14 protein-coding genes and 1 rRNA gene are annotated in these 20,084 nt (G+C 63.8%); 2 read left to right on the top strand and 13 right to left on the bottom strand.

Annotated features, from left to right (window positions below):
• From AC5RU9_RS12045 to AC5RU9_RS12030, 4 genes are all read right to left on the bottom strand, one after another.
• Window positions 1-87, bottom strand: a 16S ribosomal RNA gene (locus AC5RU9_RS12045); the annotation flags it as partial.
• A 566-nt stretch (window positions 88-653) separates the two neighbouring features.
• On the bottom strand, window positions 654-4,316 hold the full coding sequence (locus AC5RU9_RS12040; RefSeq protein WP_494016623.1) for a 1,4-alpha-glucan branching enzyme: 3,663 nt from the start codon (window positions 4,314-4,316) through the stop codon (window positions 654-656).
• A 1-nt stretch (window position 4,317) separates the two neighbouring features.
• A complete protein-coding gene (gene treS, locus AC5RU9_RS12035) occupies window positions 4,318-6,114 on the bottom strand; it encodes a maltose alpha-D-glucosyltransferase (RefSeq protein WP_211711381.1) in 1,797 nt (598 codons plus the stop codon).
• Window positions 6,114-8,198 carry an alpha-1,4-glucan--maltose-1-phosphate maltosyltransferase gene (locus tag AC5RU9_RS12030; RefSeq protein ID WP_307843762.1) on the bottom strand — a complete coding sequence of 695 codons (2,085 nt, stop codon included), beginning with the start codon at window positions 8,196-8,198 and terminating at the stop codon, window positions 6,114-6,116. The genes treS and AC5RU9_RS12030 overlap by 1 nt, the downstream gene beginning before the upstream one ends.
• A 125-nt stretch (window positions 8,199-8,323) precedes the next feature.
• Between AC5RU9_RS12030 and glgP the strand changes: the two genes are divergently transcribed.
• Window positions 8,324-10,948, top strand: a complete 2,625-nt coding sequence (gene glgP, locus AC5RU9_RS12025; protein ID WP_494016622.1) for an alpha-glucan family phosphorylase — start codon at window positions 8,324-8,326, stop codon at window positions 10,946-10,948.
• A 139-nt stretch (window positions 10,949-11,087) separates the two neighbouring features.
• Here the strand turns inward: glgP and AC5RU9_RS12020 are convergent, their stop codons facing one another.
• From AC5RU9_RS12020 to glgX, 3 genes are read right to left on the bottom strand one after another with little or no spacing between them, the layout of a single operon-like run.
• The gene (locus AC5RU9_RS12020; protein ID WP_494016621.1) at window positions 11,088-11,447 is read right to left on the bottom strand and encodes a barstar family protein; all 360 of its coding nucleotides are present in this window, start codon (window positions 11,445-11,447) and stop codon (window positions 11,088-11,090) included.
• 6 nt (window positions 11,448-11,453) lie between these two features.
• The gene (locus AC5RU9_RS12015) at window positions 11,454-11,933 is read right to left on the bottom strand and encodes a guanyl-specific ribonuclease (protein ID WP_494016620.1); all 480 of its coding nucleotides are present in this window, start codon (window positions 11,931-11,933) and stop codon (window positions 11,454-11,456) included.
• Window positions 11,934-11,961: 28 nt separating this feature from the next.
• A complete protein-coding gene (glgX, locus tag AC5RU9_RS12010) occupies window positions 11,962-14,076 on the bottom strand; it encodes a glycogen debranching protein GlgX (RefSeq protein ID WP_494016619.1) in 2,115 nt (704 codons plus the stop codon).
• A gap of 118 nt (window positions 14,077-14,194) precedes the next feature.
• Between glgX and AC5RU9_RS12005 the strand changes: the two genes are divergently transcribed.
• A complete protein-coding gene (locus AC5RU9_RS12005; RefSeq protein WP_494016640.1) occupies window positions 14,195-15,004 on the top strand; it encodes a carbon-nitrogen hydrolase family protein in 810 nt (269 codons plus the stop codon).
• A gap of 265 nt (window positions 15,005-15,269) precedes the next feature.
• Here AC5RU9_RS12005 and rlmB read toward each other — a convergent pair whose 3' ends face one another.
• The 6 genes from rlmB to AC5RU9_RS11975 form a co-directional block, all read right to left on the bottom strand.
• Window positions 15,270-16,256, bottom strand: a complete 987-nt coding sequence (gene rlmB / locus AC5RU9_RS12000) for a 23S rRNA (guanosine(2251)-2'-O)-methyltransferase RlmB (protein ID WP_211711386.1) — start codon at window positions 16,254-16,256, stop codon at window positions 15,270-15,272.
• Between the two features lie 80 nt (window positions 16,257-16,336).
• Window positions 16,337-17,791: a cysteine--tRNA ligase gene (gene cysS, locus AC5RU9_RS11995; protein ID WP_494016618.1), complete on the bottom strand. Its 1,455-nt coding sequence runs from the start codon at window positions 17,789-17,791 to the stop codon at window positions 16,337-16,339.
• A 35-nt stretch (window positions 17,792-17,826) separates the two neighbouring features.
• Window positions 17,827-18,183 carry a hypothetical protein gene (locus AC5RU9_RS11990; protein WP_494016617.1) on the bottom strand — a complete coding sequence of 119 codons (357 nt, stop codon included), beginning with the start codon at window positions 18,181-18,183 and terminating at the stop codon, window positions 17,827-17,829.
• Window positions 18,176-18,700 carry a 2-C-methyl-D-erythritol 2,4-cyclodiphosphate synthase gene (gene ispF, locus AC5RU9_RS11985; RefSeq protein WP_494016639.1) on the bottom strand — a complete coding sequence of 175 codons (525 nt, stop codon included), beginning with the start codon at window positions 18,698-18,700 and terminating at the stop codon, window positions 18,176-18,178. Before ispF ends, AC5RU9_RS11990 begins: the two co-directional genes overlap by 8 nt.
• A gap of 14 nt (window positions 18,701-18,714) precedes the next feature.
• The gene (gene ispD, locus AC5RU9_RS11980) at window positions 18,715-19,497 is read right to left on the bottom strand and encodes a 2-C-methyl-D-erythritol 4-phosphate cytidylyltransferase (protein WP_494016616.1); all 783 of its coding nucleotides are present in this window, start codon (window positions 19,495-19,497) and stop codon (window positions 18,715-18,717) included.
• A 66-nt stretch (window positions 19,498-19,563) separates the two neighbouring features.
• Complete coding sequence (locus AC5RU9_RS11975) at window positions 19,564-20,046, bottom strand: CarD family transcriptional regulator (protein ID WP_011690592.1); 483 nt, start codon at window positions 20,044-20,046, stop codon at window positions 19,564-19,566.
• Between the last annotated feature and the right edge of the window lie 38 nt (window positions 20,047-20,084).

Raw genomic sequence — 20,084 nt, 5'->3', positions numbered from 1 at the left:
CCCAGCAAGCTGGGATCATCGTTCGACTTGCATGTGTTAAGCACGCCGCCAGCGTTCATCCTGAGCCAGGATCAAACTCTCCGTTGAAAACAAAAAATCAAACAGACACAACCACACCCACCGGAAATAACGGCGAACACGGCTGCACAAAATTCGAAACCAGCTGAAAACCAGACCACCACACACGGGGGTGCATGACAGTACCGGCATAATTCAACCAATTGATAAAACAATCGGTATCAACAAACTTGGCACACTATTGAGTTCTCAAACAACAGGTCACTATTCCAGAGCAGTACCACCAGCCTCAACTGGATCGCTCCGGAGCAACTTTTCAAACTTACCCGCTGCCCGCCTCGGGGTCAAATCGGCGAAGTTGACTTGATTTTCCTTGAGGATTCATGTCGGTTTCGCCTTCCTCCACCGGGGAGCAGCGCGGGTATTGACTATACACACACTCTGCCGGCTTGGCAAAGCCCCCTCTCGGGACGGGCCTGCCGGGCGCCGAACCATGGCTCACCGGGCTGATCGTAAGCCATGCGCCCCAGCCGCCAACCGCCGTCGAACCCTTCACCGAAGCTGAACAGGCAACGCTCCCCCACCGAAGTGGAGGAGCGTTGCCTGGATAGAGCTATTACGTGAGCGAGCGTTTGCTACTCGGCCGGTGCGAACCAGGAGGCCCCAAGCGGCGGAAGCGTGATGGTGAGCGTGGCTGGCTGTCCATCGGTTCCCGGCGCGGTTGCCTTCAAGGTACCCGCGTTGACGACGCCCGAGCCCCCATACGTTTCGGAGTCGGTGTTCAGTACTTCCACCCACTCCCCTGCAGCCGGCACACCCAGGATGTAGTCCTTGTGCGGGCCGCCGGAGAAGTTCACTGCGCAAACTAGCGGTTTGCCGTCCTGGTCCCAGCGGATGAAGGTGAGGACGTTGTGGTCCGCATCCCCGCCGTTGATCCACTGGAAACCACCGGCTTCGTTGTCCCGCTGGTACAGGGCCGGCGTGGACGTGTAGAGCTCGTTGAGGTCCTTTACCAGGAGCTGGAGTCCGCGGTGGGCTGGGATGTCGGCAAGGAACCAGTCCAGTCCGTACTGTTCGGACCACTCTGCTTCCTGGCCGAACTCGGTGCCCATGAAGATGAGCTGCTTGCCCGGGTGCGCCCACTGATAGGCGAAGAAGGCACGGAGGTTTGCCAGTTGCTGCCACCGGTCACCCGGCATCTTGCGCAGCATGGAACCCTTGCCGTGGACTACCTCGTCATGGCTGATGGGGAGCAGGAAGTTTTCCGTGAACGCATAGACCAGGGAGAACGTGATGGTGCCATGGTGCCATTTGCGGTTGATGGGGTCTTCGGAGATGTACTTCAGCGAATCGTGCATCCAGCCCATGTTCCATTTGAGCCCGAAACCAAGGCCGCCGTGGTTGGTCGGTGCCGTCACGCCGGGGAACGCCGTGGACTCTTCGGCGATGATGATGGCTCCCGGGTGGGACTTGTAGACCGTGGCGTTGACTTCCTGCATGAAGGAGATGGCCTCAAGGTTTTCGCGGCCACCGAACTTGTTGGGGCGCCACTGTCCTTCTTCGCGGGAGTAATCGAGGTAGATCATGGATGCCACCGCGTCCACGCGCAGGCCGTCGATGTGGAACTCCTCCAGCCAGTACAGCGCATTGGCCACCAGGAAGTTCCGGACCTCGCTGCGCCCGAAGTCGAAGATCAGCGTTCCCCAGTCCGGGTGCTCCCCGAGGGCCGGATCGGAGTGTTCATACAGGGGCTGGCCGTCGAACTGCGCCAAAGCCCACGCGTCCTTGGGGAAGTGGGCCGGAACCCAGTCCAGCAGCACGCCAATGCCTGCCTGGTGCAAGGAATCCACGAGGAACCGGAACTCGTCCGGGTGCCCGAACCGGGAGGTCGGAGCGAAGTAGGACGTCACCTGGTAGCCCCAGGATCCACCGAAGGGGTGCTCAGCCACGGGCATGAACTCCACGTGGGAGAAGCCAAGCCACTTCACATAGTCCACGAGTTCCTTGGCCAGTTCCTTGTAACCAAGGCCCAGGCGCCAGGAGCCGAGGTGGACTTCGTAGACGCTCATCGGCGAATTGTGAGGATCCCTTTGCACGCGGGCGGCCATCCATTCCGCGTCCTTGAAGCGGTAGCTCGGATCAACCACGCGCGAGGCCGTCAGCGGCGGAACTTCGGTCCCGAACGCCAAGGGGTCCGCTTTCTCCACCCAGTGTCCGCCTTTGGTCAAAATCTCGTATTTGTAGCACGCCCCTGCTACAACACCGGGAATGAAGAGTTCCCATACGCCCGAGGAACCCAGCGAGCGCATTCCGTGCGAACGGCCATCCCAACCGTTGAAGTCACCCTTGACGCGTACAGCCTGGGCGTTCGGAGCCCACACCGCGAACGAAACACCGTCCACCTCGCTCAACGCGGAACGGTAGTGCTGGACGTGTGCGCCCAGGACATCCCACAGCCGCTCGTGCCGGCCTTCGCCGATCAGGTGGAGGTCCACCTCACCCACGGTAGGCAGGTAGTGGTACGGGTCGTCGATGGTGACCGGTTCGGCGTCGTACACCACTTCCAAACGGTAGTCCGGCACATGGCCGGCCTGCAGCGGTTCCAGGACGGCAGCCCACACACCGTGTGCCTCGTGGGTCATCTCCGTACGTCCGCCCTCGGTCACCACTGCCACCGATTTGGCGAGGTGCTTCACCGTACGGACGGTGACGTGGCCGTGATCATCCAGGTGCGCGCCGAGCACGGAGTGCGGTGCGTGGTAAGCCCCCGCTGCCACGCGTTCCAAGGTCTCGGAGTCCACGTGCAGGGGGACTCGGGGCCGTTCGGTGCGTGCAGAGCCAGTCATGTCATTACCTTCCGCTGTAGCTGCCGCATGCTTGCCGCGGCTTGTGTTGTCGAGGATTCGTCGCGATGCGTTGACCGGGATCGACAGCCAGTCGGGCCGGTTTCGCAGCTCGTAGACCACCTCGTATAAGGCCTTGTCCAGCCACAATGCCACAAAGAGCGGCGAGCGGCGGTCTATGGTTCCCGGGGTGACGTCGCTGTAGCCCTCAAGGAAGGCGGCAGCGCAGTCATCCACCCAGGTTTCGGGCACCTTGGCGTCCGCATTCTCGCGCGTGGCGGCGCCCGCGGCGTAGTCGAAGGACCGCAGCATTCCCGACACGTCCCGCAAGGGAAGATCGGGCATGTTGCGTTCGTCGATGGTGCGCAGCGGCTCCCCTTCGAAGTCCAGGATGGCCCAGCGGGCCGCCCTGTCCTCCGCCCCCGGGACCCACAGGATCTGCCCGAGGTGGAGGTCGCCATGTACGCGCTGCAGCTGCCCGACGTCGCGCGGGTCCAGGGTGGCCAGCAATTCGTCAAGGTTGTTGTCGTAAGGCCCGACGGCGGAGGCGGCCTCCGCCCACGACTGACGGACCCGTCGGGCAACAGTGGCGATAATGTCCGGGCCCTGCGCCTGACCGTCCAGAACGCCGAACGTTTCCGCCAGCCGTGCGTGGACCGTAGCCGTCGCCGCTCCCAGGCCGCGGGCTTCTGCGGTGAAATCGTCCCCTGCCGCCGCTGCGTCAACGGCCAGGCGCCACGCGTCCTGCCCGCCCAGGAGGAATTCGTGGGCGACGGTCAGCTCACCGGTGGCGGTGGTGGAGCCGTCCGACGCCGGTTCGTCCCAGGAGCCGGTAATCCAACCAAGCGTCGCGGGAACCTCGCTGGTTCCGGCCGCCGTCAGTGCGGCGCCCAGCTCCACCTCCGGGTTCTTGCCAACCGCCAGCACGCGGAAAACCTTGAGGATGGCGGCCGAGTCGCCGTCGTCGATGATGACGGAGGTGTTCGATTGCTCCCCGGAGAGGACCCGCGCTGAGATGGGGTTGTTGGGCAGCGACACCTTGCCGTGGGTGAGATGCCCCTGCGCCAGGTTGTCCTCCAAGGAGGCTTCGCTGCGCATGAACTCCAGCCAGGCGGTAACGAACGCGGAATCGTAGACGGCGTCGTACACCAGTTGAAGCCCACGTTCGGGATCGGTGAACTCCCCCAAGAGCGCCGTAGGCGCGTCCACGAGCGGCCGGCTGTGGAAGCTCAACGGCACCTGGACAACGTCAGTCCGCGGACCGCCGTCGGCCGTCCGGTAGGTGACTGCCAACAACACCACCTCAAACACGGCATCATCGCCAGGGGCGGGGAGTCTGAAACCACCCACCTGCTCGAGGGCAAAATCGGGGCTCTTCACCGGGAACCAGCGCTTGGTGGGGAGCCAGGTCCGGAGAAGACTTTCAATGGCGGGGTTTCTTGTTCCCTTGCTCATCTCATCCTTTGGTCGACACCACGGGGATCGCCTGGGTAAAAGGCGACGATGGATTGGAAGACGCCGAGCGCACACGCAGCCAATAGAAGCTGTGGCTGCCCAGCATCACGGTCAGGTTGCCGTTCTCGCCGACGGCCGGGAAAGGCTGGCCGCCGAAAATATCGCGCAGGCCGCGGCCCGCAAACTCGGGAAGGTCCAAGGTGGCTGCCACGGGGTGCTGGGAAAGGTTGAAGACACACAGTATGGTTTCGGCGTCCTCCCCCTCCGGGTTGCCGGGCGGCAACTCCCGCACGTAAGCCAACACCACCTCATGGTCCGCCTCTATGTGGCGGAAACCGCCAAGGCCAAACACAGGATGGTTCTTGCGAACGCTGAGGATCTGCCGCGTCCAACGCAGCAGCGAACCCGAGTGGGCCGCCTCAGCCTCAACGTTGGCCATGCTGTAGTTGTAGACCAGCGACTGGATAACCGGCAGGTACAGCTTGCCCGGATCCGCCCCGGAGAATCCGGCGTTACGGTCAGGGTTCCACTGCATGGGCGTGCGGACAGCATCGCGGTCATCCAGCCAGATGTTGTCTCCCATGCCGATCTCATCCCCGTAATACAGGAATGGACTGCCAGGCAAGGACAGCAGCAACGCGTTGATCAGCTCGATTTCCGCGCGGGAGTTATCCAGCAGCGGGGCCAACCTGCGCCTGATGCCGATGTTGGCTCGCATGCGTGGGTCCGGCGCATACCAGCCCAGCATCGCGGCACGTTCCTCGGCGGGCACCATCTCCAGGGTGAGCTCGTCGTGGTTCCTGAGGAAGGTACCCCACTGGGCACCCTTGGGGATCTCGGGGGTTTCCCGCAACGTCTCGATGATCGGCGCGGCCTTCTGGTCGCGCAGGGCGTAATACAACCGCGGCATGATGGGGAAGTGGAAGGCCATATGGCATTCGGGGGCTTCCTCCGTGCCGAAATACTCCACCACTTCATGTGGCGGCTGGTTGGCTTCCGCGATGATCACCCGGCCCGGGTAGTTCGCGTCCACCATCCGGCGAAGGTCCTGCAGGAAGGCGTGCGTTGCCGGCAGGTTCTCGCAGTTGGTGCCCTCCTCTTCGAACAGGTACGGGATGGCATCGGCACGGAAGCCGTCGATCCCCTGGTCCAACCAGAACCTGACAACGTCATAGAGTGCCTCGATGACCTTCGGGTTCTCGAAGTTCAGGTCGGGTTGGTGGCTGAAGAACCGGTGCCAGAAGAACTGGCGGCGGATGGGGTCGAAGGTCCAGTTCGACTCCTCCGTATCAACGAAGATGATGCGCGCATCCTGGTACTTCTCATCCGTGTCGCTCCACACATAGAAATCTCCGTACGGGCCAGTGGGGTCCTTGCGTGATTCCTGGAACCAAGGGTGCTGGTCCGAGGTGTGGTTCAACGGAAGATCGATGATTACCCTGACGCCGCGGGCGTGCGCCTCAGCAACCAAGCGTTTGAAATCGCTGATGGTGCCGAATTCATCCAGCACCGAGGTGTAGTCCGCGATGTCGTAGCCGCCATCACGCAACGGGGAATGGAAGAACGGCGGCAGCCACAGGCAATCCACGCCCAGCCACTGCAGGTAGTCCAGCTTCTCGATCAGCCCATGGAAGTCGCCCGAACCGTCCCCGTTGGCATCCGCAAAGGCCCGCACCAGTACCTCATAGAAGACTGCCTTGCGGTACCAGTTCGGATCGTGCTGGAGACCTGGGGCGTTCAACTCGAAGGTGTTCTTCGGAGTGAAGTACTGGCTGGGGTTTTGCGGAGAGAAACTCACTAAGGCTGCCTCCGGATGCTCAGGATGTGTGCGGGTTCAACATGGGCGTCCAGGCGGACGTAGTTGTGCTCGCCCCACTCCCAGCTCTGTCCGCTGATCAGGTCGTCCACGCGGAAGCGGCCGTCCTCGTTGAAGTCCTCAGGGTCCAGCTGCAACGCTGCCAGGTCCAGGGAGACCGTGCTCTCCCGGGTGCTGTGCGGATCTACGTTGACCACAATGATCAACGTGTCCTTGGTGCCGTCCGGAAGGGTCTTGTGCTTGGAGTAGACAATCGTGGCGTCGTCCGTGCTGTGGTGCAACGTCAGGTTCTGCAGGTCCCCCAACGCCACGTGGTTCTTGCGGATGGCGTTGAGCCGCGTGATGTACGGAGCAAGGGTTCGCCCGGACTCGGCCGCACCCTCCCAGTCCCGGGCCTTGATCTCGAACTTTTCGTTGTCGATGTACTCCTCGGCGCCCGGGCGTGCCACGTGCTCATACAGTTCGTAGCCCGCGTACACGCCCCACAGCGGGCTGGCCGTGGAAGCCAGGGCCGCGCGGATCTTGAAAGCCGCCGGACCACCGTACTGCAGGTACTCGGTGAGGATGTCAGGGGTGTTGACGAAGAAGTTGGGCCGGAAATACGCCGGGCTGACGTGGCTGACCTCGTAGAAGTACTCTTCCAGCTCCGTCTTGGTGTTGCGCCACGTGAAATACGTGTAGGACTGCTGGAAACCGGCCCGGCCCAGGGCATGCATCATGGGTGGGCGGGTGAAAGCTTCGGCGAGGAAAACGACGTCGGGGTGCTTCTTGTTGACCTTCCCGATCAGCCACTCCCAGAACCAAACGGGCTTGGTGTGCGGGTTGTCCACGCGGAAGACCTTCACCCCATGGCTGATCCACAAGAGCACGATCCGCAGGATTTCCTTCGACAGGCCAGCGGGATCGTTGTCAAAGTTCAGCGGGTAGATGTCCTGGTACTTCTTGGGCGGGTTCTCGGCGTAGGCAATGGAACCGTCCACACGCGTGGTGAACCATTCAGGGTTCGACGTTACCCATGGGTGGTCAGGGGCTGCCTGCAAGGCGAGGTCCAGCGCCACTTCGAGTCCCAGCTCGTTGGCCCGCGCAACAAAAGCATCAAAATCCTCAAACGTCCCCAGCTCCGGGTGGATGGCGTCGTGGCCACCGTCCTTAGACCCAATGGCCCACGGCGAACCCGGATCGTTCGGCCCCGGAGTCAGGGTGTTGTTGCGTCCCTTCCGGTGCTGGAAGCCGATCGGGTGGATGGGCGGCATGTAAATGACGTCGAATCCCATCTCCGCCACGGCATCGAGCCGCTTCGCCGCAGTACGGAAATTACCGGACGTCCACACCCCGGTGTTGTGGTCGAAGACTGCGCCCTCAGAACGGGGGAAGAACTCGTACCAGGCGGCCCGTCCCGCCAGGTCACGTTCCACCTGCAGGGGAAAACGTTCGGAAACGGTCACCAACTCGCGGATCGGAAGGCGTCCGACGGCGGCCAGCACCTCGGGGCTGAACCCGGCGGCAAGGCGCTCCTCGGCAGACTTGGAGGTATCGGCGAGCACGACAGAAGCGGCACGCAAGGTGCGCTTGTCCGCACCGCCGCGCCCGGCGTCGTCGGCTGCTTCGGCGAGGAGTGCCGCGCCCTCAGCCAGCATCAATTCGACGTCGATGCCAGCGCCGATCTTCACCTCTGCGTTGTGGTGCCACGTTCCGTAGCGGTCATGCCACGCCTCGATGACGAAAGACCACGCGCCCGTGCCGCCGGGGGTGATGAGGCCCTCCCAGCGGTCAAGGCCCTTCCACTGCTCGCCCTGGGCGGGGCTGAGGCGCACGCGCTGGCGCTCCCGGCCCCTGGGGTCGAGCAGCACAGCGGACACGCCGAGCTGGTCATGGCCTTCACGGAAGACCGTGGCACCAACCACAAGGTCCTCCCCCGGCAGAGCCTTCGCCGGGAAACGGCCACCCTCAACCACCGGCTGAACAGCGGTGATGGGGAACCGGCCGAAACGAAGTCCGTCGGTGATGTCCGTTTTCGTCTTGGATTTCAGGGCGGTGATGTTTCGCACGGTATTCGTCACAAGCACGACGTTAGCGACAAAAATCCCGAAATGCTAAGCACACGACCTTTCTCCCCTGCGCAAGATGTCTTTTACCTAAAAGAAACCCAAAGCAGTTCCGGCAGCCATGCCAGTCAGTTAGTGTGGCGCTCGTGAAGGCAATTCGAAGGTTTACAGTCCGTACCGTCCTCCCTGAGCCCATCAGGCCCCTGGCCCGCTTGGCGACCAACTTGCGCTGGTCCTGGCACAGGCCCACCAGGGAACTTTTTGCGAGCCTTAACCCGGCTCTCTGGGAGGCCTCGCAGCACGACCCCATAGCCCTCCTGGGGTCGATCAGCCGCGAACAGCTGCAGGACCTCGCCAACAACGGGGAGGTCGTGGAACGCGTACAACACGCCGCATCCGACCTCGACCGATACCTCAGCGAACCGCGCTGGTACCAAGGACTTGGGGACGACGCTCCGGCCTGCATCGCCTACTTCTCACCGGAATTTGGCATCACCGAGGTCCTGCCGCAGTACTCCGGTGGCCTCGGCATCCTGGCAGGCGACCACCTCAAAGCCGCCTCCGACCTCGGCGTGCCGTTGATCGGCGTCGGCCTTCTTTACCAGGCTGGCTACTTCAAGCAGTCCCTGTCCCGTGATGCCTGGCAGCAGGAAACCTACCCGGTGCTGGACCCCGACGGGCTTCCCCTGACCCTTCTTCGCCACCCCGGCAAGGACGGCGTCCCCGGCAAGCCCGTCCACATCTCCCTGCCGCTGCCCAACGGCCGCGAGCTTCACGCGCACGTGTGGCGTGCCGACGTCGGACGCGTTCCACTGCTGCTGCTGGACTCCAACGTTCCGTCCAATGACGAAGCTGCCCGCGGGATCACCGACCGCCTCTACGGCGGCGGGGGCGACCACCGCCTGCAGCAGGAACTGCTTCTCGGTATGGGCGGCGTCAAAGCCCTCCGTGTCTACCAGGAGCTCACCGGCACGCCCGCGCCAGAAGTGTTCCACACCAATGAAGGCCACGCAGGTTTCCTGGGAATCGAACGCATCCAGGAAGCAATGTCGGACCCCTCCGATCCCCTCAGCTGGGACGAAGCCCTCGCCGCGGGACGCGCCTCCACCGTCTTCACCACGCACACCCCGGTTCCTGCCGGCATCGACCGCTTCGAAACCGTGCAGATCAAGCACTTCTTCGACGCCGGCCTGGCCCCCGCAGTGCCAACCGACCGGATCCTGGAACTCGGCCGGGAAAACTACGACGGCGGCAACCCCTCCGTCTTCAACATGGCCGTCATGGGCCTGCGCCTCGCGCAGCGGGCCAACGGTGTCGCCAAACTGCACGGCGTGGTTTCCCGCGAAATGTTCGCCGGCCTCTGGCCCGGATTCGACCACTCCGAAATTCCCATCACGTCCGTCACCAACGGCGTCCACGTCCCCACCTGGGTGGACCCGCGCATCTCCTCCCTGGCCCGGCACCAGTTCGGCGCCGAAGCGGAAGCGCTCGGACGCTGGGACCTGGCCTACAACGTCAGCGACGAGGACGTGTGGGCGCTCCGCCGCGACCTGCGCGCCCAACTCATCGACGACGTTCGACGCCGCCTCCGGGCTTCGTGGAAAAAGCGCGGGGCCGCGGACGCCGAACTCGGGTGGACCGACTCAGTGCTGGACCCCGACGTGCTCACCATCGGCTTCGCCCGCCGCGTGCCCACCTACAAGCGGCTCACCCTCATGCTGCGCGACCCCGCACGCCTGAAGGCCCTGCTCCTGGACCCCAAGCACCCCATTCAACTGGTCATCGCAGGCAAGTCCCACCCCGCGGACGACGCCGGCAAGAAAATGATCCAGGACCTGGTCCGCTTCACCGATGACCCCGCAGTCCGGCACAGGATCGTGTTCCTGCCCAACTACGACATCGCCATGGCCCGGACCCTCTTCCCGGGCTGCGACGTCTGGCTCAACAACCCGCTCCGCCCGCTCGAAGCCTGCGGTACCTCCGGCATGAAAGCCGCCATCAATGGCTCGCTCAACCTGTCCGTCCTTGACGGCTGGTGGGACGAAATGTACGACGGCGAAAACGGCTGGGCCATCCCCACGGCCAACAACAACGCCACCGCCGACGAACGCGACGACATCGAAGCATCCGCGCTGTACGAATTGCTGGAAACCCAGGTGTCGCCGCGCTTCTACGGCACCACCGTAGCCCAGGGCGCCGGAGCCGCAGGTCCGTCCGAATCCAGCCGCGAAACCGTGCCCACCCACTGGGTGTCCATGATCAAGCACACCCTGGCCAACCTCGGCCCGGCCGTATCAGCGGAACGCATGCTCCACGACTACGTCAACAACCTCTACTGCCCGGCCGCTGTATCCGGGCGCAGGGCCGTCGCCGAAGCCCACAAGGAAGCCAAGGAACTCGCGGCCTGGACCACCAAGGTACGGAACGCGTGGCCCGAGGTTGTGGTGGAACACGTGGACTCCGTCGGTGTTTCCGAAGAACCCCAGGTAGGCGACACACTGCAGGTCAACGCCTACGTGGCCCTCAACAACCTGACACCCGACGACGTCTCCGTGGAGGTCGCCTTCGGCCGCGCCGAGGAATCCGATGAGCTCGAAGACATCGTGGTGGCCGAACTGGACTCCGTGGAGGACCTCGGCAACGGACGCCACCTCTTCAACGGCTCCCTGGTCATCAACCGCTCAGGCTCCTTCGGCTACACCGTCCGCGTGTTCCCGAAACACTCGGCGTTGGCTTCCAAAGCTGAACTGGGGTTGATCGCGAACGCTTAGTCCGTCCTGGGCCGATTTGGCGACCGTAACCCTCTGCGTGCTGCTCCTTCGTCGCTTTGACACACGCCGCCGGGTCACGGTCGCCAAATGCGTTTAGTGGCTCACTACGGTTGGGATCCACAAGGCCCGTTGGCGCGATTTACTGCTCGAAGACGGCGATCACTGCGAGGTCGCGGCCGGCGTAGCGCTCTGCGTCTTGCAGGATCTCGCAGACCACGCCGAAGGAGCGGTCCGTGCGGTAGGCTGCCGGGACCTGCCAGATCATGGTGACCGGGCCGCCGTCGTCCTCCGACAAGGCGTCCGCATAGTCGTGCAGGGAGTCGTTCAAGGCGTCCAGGTTCACGCCGTAGAACTCGGGGAAGTCGAGGACCTGGGCGAAGACTTCCAGCACTGACTGCTTGGTGTTGGCGGGCGGTACCAGGATGGTGCGGCGGCCGGCGTCGGAGACCTGTTCCTGAAGTTCTTCGAGGGTCCAGGTGTCTGCTGAATAGATTTTCATGGGCTCCTACTTGCCTTCGACAATGAACTTGAACGACACGTAATGGTCGGCGGTGTAGTACTTCGCGGTGTCCTTGCCCACGATGATCCGGCGGGCGCCGCGGTCCGACTCTCCGGGCGTGACAACGGTGTATTCCTGATAGAAGTCACTTGCCTTTTTGGGGAGCAGACCCTCAAGATTTCTGAAGTTCACACCGTCACGGTCGTATGGGTACGGGCCGCCCTTCGCAATCAGGGCCAGCGTCTGCCGGGCTTCCTTGGGGAGCTGCGACGCGTTGATCGTGGGAAGCGTAGACGGGTTCGCCACGGCGGCACGTGTCGTTGAAACGGAGCCTGGTTCCGGCGTCGTGGTTTGCGCGCCGGAAGGCGTCGGCGGCGCGGTGGAGGGGGCAGTCAGGGCGCCGCCGCCCACCATGGCAACCACAAGCACGACGACGGCGATCACCAGCCCCGCGAAAGCCACCAGTTTGCTGCGGCTGCGGTTCATGCGGAGGAACTCCCTGTTCGGTCAGTGGCTAGGTGCGGTAGATGTTGATGGTGTTGGCTTGCAGGATATCCCGCTCGCCTGACGCCACCAACGCACCCTTGCGACGCTCATGCAGCACTGATGTGGTGAAGCGCAGTTCAAACATCCGTTTGCCGATGCCCGTTTCGCTGAGGATCTCCGGCAGGACCATCTTCACGTCCTGGTTGCTGCCGTTCACGACGATCAGGCCCCGGATCTCGCTGTCCTCGTGGCCCATCAGCAGTTGGACCGAGCGGACGTTGGGGTCGTTCCAGCGGGCCGGCGTCATCCGTTTGCCCTTGTCGTCGAACCACTGCAGGCTGGTGTCGTTCGCTTTGCCGGGGAAGCTCTCCGGCTGGTGCCGCAGGAACCAACGGCGAAGCCTGACCAGCTCCCGTGTAGTCCGGAACATGGCGTTGGCTTCCTGCGTGCGGCTCCAATCCAGCCAAGCCGTTGGATTGTCCTGGCAGTATGCGTTGTTGTTGCCCTGCTGCGTCCGGCCAAGTTCGTCACCGGCGGTGATCATGGGGACACCGAAGGACAGCAGCAGCGTGGCCATCAAGTTGCGGATGGACAACGAGCGGGCCGCAACAATCGCCTCATTCTCGCTGCGGCCTTCCACGCCATGGTTATAGCTCCGGTTATCGCCGTGCCCGTCGCGGTTCTGCTCACCGTTGGCCTCGTTGTGCTTACGGTCGTAGCTGACCAGGTCCTTCAACGTGAAGCCGTCGTGGGCCGTGATGAAGTTGACCGAGGCCAGGCGCGTCCGCCCGGACGATGCGAAGAGGTTGGCTGAACCAGCCATGAGTTCCGCCAACGACGCCACGGAGCCGCCTTGGCCGCCAGCCTCAATGGCGGCGCGGTCGGAGAGCCAAAAACGGCGTACGCCGTCGCGGAAGTGGTCATTCCAGTCCGACCACCCCTGCGGGAAACGGCCCGTTTGCCAGCCGCCGTAGCCCACATCCCACGGTTCAGCGATGAGTTTCACGGCAGACAACACCGGGTCCTCGGCGATGGCCTGAAGGAATGGGTGCTGGGGGTCGAACGTGTTCCCGGCGTCGCGGCACAGGGTCACCGCGAGGTCGAAGCGGAAGCCGTCCACATGGAAGTCGTTCACCCAGTAGCGCAGGGAATCCAGGGCAAGGTCCACCACCACAGGGTCGCTGAAGTCCAGGGTGTTTCCGCAGCCGGTGGTGTCCAGGTAGCGTCCATGGGCGTCGTGCCGGTAGTAGCGCTGCTCCGCCAAGCCCCGGAAGCTGATGGCGGGCCCATCAGGGCCGGCCTCGGCCGTGTGGTTGTACACAACGTCGAGGATGACCTCGATGCCGGCCCCATGCAGCAACTTGATCATGCCCTTGAGCTCGTCCTGCACCGCGTGCGGGCCGGCGTTCCGGGCGGCCTCAGTGGCGTAGTCGGCATGCGGGGCAAAGAACGCGGCCGTGTTGTAGCCCCAGTAGTTGGTCATGCCGAGGTCCTGGAGGTGCGACTCATCCAAGTGGAAGTGAATGGGCAGCAACTGAACCGCGGTTATGCCCAGTTCCGTGAGGTGCTGGATCATCACAGGGTGTGCCATCCCCGCGTACGTGCCGCGGAGGTGTTCCGGGATCTCCGGGTGAAGCATCGTCTGGCCGCGGACGTGCGCTTCATAAATCACGGACGTCCGCATCGGTGTCCTGGGCGGCTGGTCGTCGCCCCAATCAAAACTGTTGTCCATGTGGACGCTCGTGAGGAACTCGCCCCGCTGGTCCACAGCGCGACCATAGGGATCGAGCAGCAGCCGGTGATCGCCGTCGTCGTCCAAATCCAAGGCGGGAACCGGCATGGGGAGGCCGACCTCCGAAGGCGCCTCACGGAAACCATAGCGGGTGCCTGGCGGCATGCCGGCGATCAGGCCGAAATGCACGCCGTCCTCCACGTTGGGAAGAACCTGCGCGCGCCACGGGTCACCCGGGGATTGGAAAGCAACCTCCACCCGCTCCAGGTCCGGCGCGAAGACGGCCACATTCACTTCATGGTTCTGCGCACCCGTCGCATCAGAAAGGCCGGGCTGGGGCGTGCTCAGTCCGAGGGGCCGGGGCCGCGACGCATCGACGGCAGCTGCTGTGTCAAAAATAGGCATAACCATTGATTGCAAGTTTAGTTCCACGCCCAGTATGTGCCGCGTCAGGCGCTCATGTGACGACGTTCAGTGCAGTCATTTCATTACTTGGCATACTGGAACGGAGACAACTGGAGGTTCAATGGTGCGCGTCGCACTCGCCCAAGTCATCACCGGCCGGGATCTGGCCGGGAATCTGCGGCTCCTGGAGGAGTACGCCCGCCGGGCCAAGGAGGGTGGAGCCGAGCTTGTGGTTTTCCCCGAGGCGATGATGCGCGCTTTCGGGAACTCGCTGTTGGACATCGCCGAGCCCCTTGACGGACCGTGGGCCAGCCGCGTGCGCTCCCTCGCGGAGGAGTTGCAGCTGGTGATCGTCGCGGGCATGTTCACGCCCGGCACTCCCTCCGATTCGGGAAACCCGCGGGTGCGGAACACCCTTCTGGCCACCGGACCCGGCGTGGAGGCCAGCTACGACAAGATCCACCTGTTCGACGCGTTCGGCTTCGCGGAGTCGGACACGGTCGAGGCGGGTACTGACCCCGTGACGTTCGACGCCGGTGGCGTCACCTTTGGTTTGGCCACCTGCTACGACATCCGTTTCCCGGCGCTTTTCACAGCCAACGCCCAGCGGGGCGCAGTGGTGAACATTGTGTCGGCGTCCTGGGGATCCGGCCCCGGCAAGGCTGAGCAATGGCAGCTCCTGGCCAGGGCCCGCGCCGTGGACACCACCACGTTCGTGCTCGCGTGCGGCCAGGGCGACCCAGCCACCCAAGGCATCGAAGCCAAAGGTGCCGCGCCCACGGGGGTCGGGTACTCCGCCGTCGTATCCCCATTCGGCCAGGTCCTCGAAGCGCTCGAAAGCGAACCGGGCCTCATCTTCGCCGACCTCGACCCCGCCGAAGTCGAAGAAGCCCGCCAAAAACTCCCCGTCCTGGCCAACCGCCGCGACTTCTAACCCTCTCGCACATCCCTGCCCCTTGAGCCCAACGCTCATCCACCTCCCGGCGAGAAGTGAGAGAGCGTCCGCCCCAACCAGGCGGGATGTGAGAGAGCGTCCGCCCCAAACCGGCGGGATGTGAGAGAGCGTCGGGTCCAGGCACACGAAAGGCGCCACAAGAGCCATCCGGAAGCATGCGTCTAAGCGAGGAACGAGCGAGCATGCGGAGGATGGCGCTTGCGGCGCCTTCACGGGGATGGCGCTTGCGGCGCCTCATCAGGGCCTACTTGGCGGCGCGCTGCCTTGATACTTCGTACAGCGAGATTCCTACGGCCATGGACGCGTTGAGCGACTCCATGGCGGAATCAATCGGGATGGACACGATCTGGTCGCAGTTTTCGCGGACCAAACGGCTGAGGCCCTTGCCCTCGGAGCCGACCACGATGCAGACGGGTTCCGTCGCTACGGTGAGGTCGGGCAACGAAACATCGCCATCGCCGTCCAGGCCCAGGACGTAGATGCCCATGTTCTTGAACTGCTTGAGAGCGTTGTTAAGGTTCGACGCGCGGGCCACGGGCACGCGGACAGCGGCCCCGGCGCTGGTCTTCCATGCGGACGCCGTGACGCCGACGGAGCGACGCTCGGGAACGATGACGCCGTGCCCGCTGAACGCGGAGACGGAGCGGATGATCGCGCCGAGGTTGCGGGGGTCGGTGATGCCGTCCAGTGCCACGAAGATGGGGGCGTTGGAGATGTGCCCCTTCTTCCATTTGGCGAGGGTTTCCTCGGCGAGGTCGTAGGCGTCCTGGTACTCGTACGGCGGGATCTGCAGTACGAGGCCCTGGTGAACGGCGTCCTCGGTCATGCGGTCGAGCTCGGGCTTGCCGGTTTCGAGCAGCGGGATGCCGCGCTCGGCAGCGAGCTTGAGGGATTCCTTGACGCGGTCGTCCATCTCAATGCGGATGGCTACGTGCAGGGCCTTGGCCGGGATGCCGGCGCGGAGTGCCTCGACAACCGAGTTACGGCCGGTGACCAGTTCTTCCGTTGCGCGACCCTTGGGACCTGAGCGTGCGCCCGTGCCCGGACGTGCTGGCCCGCGCTTGGCTGCCGAGCGCTCCGAGAGCTGCTTGTTCTTGAATGCCTTGTGGTAAGTGCGGTCCTCCGCCTTGGGCGTAGGACCCTTGCCTTCCAGGGCCTTGCGGCCGTGGCCACCGGTTCCGGTGGTGGGGCCCTTCTTCTGCTTGACCGACCGGCGACCATTATTGGCCATGAGATTCCATCCTTGATTTTGTGAGTAAGTCTGGAATCAAGTCTACTGACCCAATGCAATTCGGCCGTCGAGGCCCTTTGTCAGTCGCGCTTCAGGCTCCAAGTGGCCCCATCCGCACCATCTTCGACGACGACGCCGGCGGCGGCGAGCGTGTCACGGATGGCGTCCGACGCGGCCCAGTCTTTGCTGGCCCTCGCTGCGGCGCGCGCCTGGAGTTGGGCTTCCACCAGGACCTTGAGCGCGGCATGTTCCCGGCCCTGGGTGGCTTCGGGTTGTTTGACGGAGTCCAGGCCCAGGACCTCAGTCATGGACATCACGGCGTATACGGCAGATTTGGTGGCGTCGAGGTCACCGGACGCCAGCGCCGTGTTTCCGGCGCGCACAGTTTCGTGCAGCACGCCGAGCGCCTGGGGCACGTTGAGGTCGTCATCCATGGCGGCGATGAAGGCTGCGGGCATGTTGGCCTGAGGCGCAACCTCGACGGCGCCCAGGCCCACCTTTGCCGTGGCCTTGGAAATGAACCCGTCAATGCGCTCCACTGCCGCGGCGGCTTCCTGAAGCGAGGTGGGCCGGTAGTCCAGGATGGAGCGGTAGTGCGCCTGGCCCAGGTAGTAACGGACCACGCGTGGTGAAGCGAGTTCGAGCATCTCGGCCGGGCTCACTGTGTTGCCAATGGACTTGGACATCTTTTCGCCTTCGAAAGTGACCATGCCGTTGTGCATCCAGAAGTTGGCAAACTCGTCGCCTGCAGCTTGGGACTGCGCCATTTCGTTCTCGTGATGTGGGAAGCGGAGGTCCAGTCCCCCACCGTGGATATCGAAACGCGTGCCAAGGTACTTGGTAACCATGGCTGAGCATTCGAGGTGCCATCCGGGACGACCGGCACCCCACGGCGATGCCCAACTGGCCGTCTCCGGTTCGCCTTCTTTGTGACCCTTCCACAGGGCGAAGTCGCGGGCGTCGCGCTTTCCGCGAGGGTCGGCGTCGGCTGCTCCTTGCATATCATCGATGTTCTGCCGCGTCAGGGAGCCGTACTTGCTCCACGAGCGGACATCGAAGTAAACGTCGCCGGAGTCGTCCAGGGCGGGGTAGGCGTGGCCCCGGTCGATGAGGCGCTGGATGAGGGCGTGCATCTCCGGGATGTGGCCGGTGGCCCGGGGCTCATAGGTGGGCCGTTGGACGCCCAGGGAGTCGTAGGCGTTCTCGAATTCCTGCTCGTAGCGGTACGCCAGGGCCCACCACTCCTCTGCCTGGCGTGCCGTGGGTTCAGCGTCCCAATCCGGGCCAAACGACTGCTCGGACTTGGCCAGGATCTTGTCATCAATGTCGGTGACGTTGCGCACCACGGTGACGCGGAGGCCGCGGAATTCCAGCCAGCGGGTCAGTTGGTCGAAGGCGATGGCGGACCGGACGTGGCCAACGTGGGGCATTCCCTGGACGGTGGCGCCGCAGTAGTAGACGCTGGCCTTGCCGTCTTCGAGGGGAACGAAGTCGCGGACTTCGGCGGAGGCGGTGTCATAGAAGCGCAGGGTCACCGCTCCAGATTAGCCGATGACGCGGCGTGACCTGCCTACTTGCAGTATTCGCCGATCTTGTTGAACTGCACCTTGAGCTTTTCCTGTTGCTCCTGCGTCGCTGCACCCAGCGACGAGGCGGCCGCCTTGTCCATGATCGCGGCCATCTCCTTGATGGGATCGGCAATTTCAGGGGCCAGCTTCTCCCCCAGCTCGTGGTAGTGCTCAGCGAGCTGCTTTGACTGCTGCTGTTGGTTACCGTCCGGTTTGAAGGCGTCGCCGTTCAGGAAGTCGCAACTGGCCTTCACGTCCATCCTTGGCGTCCCCGCACAGCCGCCCAGCAGGAGGGCGGCAGCCAGGCCTGCGGACAGCAGCACGGCGGAACGCACGACGCCGGTACTGGGCTTAGGCATGCGGGGCACCTTTCGCGGGTCCCGGGTGGGGGCTGGCAGCTGGGTAGACGAGGGCCGTGGCCACGGCGGAGATACCCTCTCCGCGTCCGGTGAAACCCAAACCATCGCTGGTGGTAGCCGTGACACTGACCGGAGCATTGGCGGCCTGGCTCAATACCTGCTGGGATTCCTCGCGCCGGGGGCCGAACTTTGGCCTGTTGGCTACGAATTGGACGGCGACGTTGCCGATTTCGAAACCTGCCTCACGCACGATCCGGGCGGCTTCCCCGAGAAGCTTTACCCCGGAGGCGCCGGCGAACTCGGGGCGGTCCGTGCCGAAGTGGGTTCCGAGGTCGCCGATGCCGCAGGCGGAGAAGAGTGCGTCCGCGGCTGCGTGGGCGACGCAATCGCCGTCGGAATGGCCTGACAGTCCTTGTTCGCCTTCCCAAAAAAGCCCGCCCAACCAGAGCGGCTGGGGGTCGTCGTCGGGGGCAAAGGCGTGGACATCGATGCCGATGCCGGTCCGGGGCAACAGCATGTTCTCCGAGGCCACTATCCCTCCACCCACCGGATGCCCAAGGGACCTTCGAGGAGGCCTTCAGCGATGATGAGGTCCAGCGGCGTCGTGATCTTCAGTGACTGGCTGGCCCCGCGAACGGCGTGGACCGGGACTCCCAGGAGCTCGACCAGCATGGCATCGTCAGTGACCGCAGCGGCCTGCTTCTCGTCGAAGAGCCCGGCGGCCTCGTGGGCTCGGAGCAACGTAGCCAACTCGAAGCCCTGCGGGGTCTGCACAGCGCGGAGTTCCTCGCGGGGGGCCGTGCCGGTGACCACCTCAGGGGCGATGGAAGCGTCCGCACCGTCGGTTTCAGCGACCGTCTTGATGGTGTCCACCACCGGCAACGTGGGGATGACAGCTTTTGCGCCTGCCGCCAACGCCTCCGACACTCGTTCGAAGACACGCTCGGGGGCCAGGGCACGCGCGGCATCATGCACCAGGACGAACTCTGTCCCGTCCTCCAAGGCCGCCAGAGCGGCCCGGACGGAATCCGCGCGGGAGGTTCCGCCGTCGACGACTGAAATTTCGGGGCCGCCGTCAACAAGGTCAACGGTAAATTCGGCGATCAGCGAGCGAAGGGCAGTGTCGCCCTTGGGCACCGCGATGCAGACCTGGCGTGCGACGTCGGATGCCACCACACCGCGCAGGGCGTGCATCAGGATGGTTTCTCCGCCCAGCGGAACCTGGGCTTTGGGCATGCCGTAACCGAGGCGTTCACCGGAACCGGCTGCAACCACGATCACGGCCGTGACGGCGCGCTTGGAAGGAATACTCATGGTCACCAGAGTACTTTGTGGCAAAAAGAAACCCGGCGGCGCTTTCGCACCACCGGGGCTCAATTCTTAGGAAGCCAAGACCTCGTCAAGAACGCTTGCAGCCTTCTCTTCGTCCGTCTTCTCAGCCAGGGCCAGTTCTGAAATCAGAATCTGCCGCGCCTTGGCCAGCATTCGCTTCTCGCCTGCGGAAAGGCCGCGATCGTGATCACGACGCCAAAGATCGCGTACGACCTCTGCCACCTTGATGACATCGCCCGAAGCAAGCTTCTCCAGGTTCGCCTTGTAACGACGTGACCAGTTGGTAGGCTCTTCAGTGAACTCGGCGCGAAGAACGTCAAAAACGTGCTCCAAGCCTTCTTTGCCCACTACGTCCCGGACCCCAACAAGGTCAACGTTCTCTGCTGGAACTTCAATGGTCAGATCACCCTGAGCCACCTTGAGCTTGAGATACATCTTCTCTTCGCCCTTGATGGTGCGCATCTTGATTTCCTCAATTTTTGCTGCACCGTGGTGAGGGTAAACTACTGTCTCGCCGACCTCAAAAACCATGTGGACTTTCCCCTTTCCCGCAGATTAGTCTATCACGA

The organism is Arthrobacter sp. B0316-5-4 (assembly GCF_059090325.1).
Note: the sequence above shows the minus strand (reverse complement) of the source record. Positions and strands in the feature narration are given on the sequence as shown.